The organism is Petrotoga sp. SL27 (assembly GCF_002924605.1).
GTDB lineage: Bacteria > Thermotogota > Thermotogae > Petrotogales > Petrotogaceae > Petrotoga > Petrotoga sibirica.
The window spans coordinates 1-253 of the sequence record NZ_JAIP01000041.1 but is presented as its reverse complement, the minus strand read 5'-3'; the positions used below and the strand labels follow the sequence as shown (position 1 = coordinate 253).

1 rRNA gene is annotated in these 253 nt (G+C 53.4%); it reads left to right on the top strand.

The annotated features are described in order from the left end of the window. A 23S ribosomal RNA gene (locus AD60_RS09960) occupies positions 1-253 on the top strand; the annotation flags it as partial.

The following is a 253-nucleotide window of genomic DNA, read 5'->3' as shown; positions in this document are numbered from 1 at the left end:
ATAAGCTTCATGGTCGAGAGGGAAAGAGCCCAGACCGACAGCTAAGGTTCCGAAGAAGCGGCTAAGTGTGAAAGGAAGTGGACCTCTTAAGACAGCCGGGAGGTTGGCTTAGAAGCAGCCATCCTTAAAAGAGTGCGTAACAGCTCACCGGTAGAAGAGGACTGCGCCGAAAATGTAACGGAGCTAAAGCCGCGCACCGAAGCTACGGTATAGCCGAAAGGCTATAGGTAGGGGAGCGATGTGCGAGGGAGAA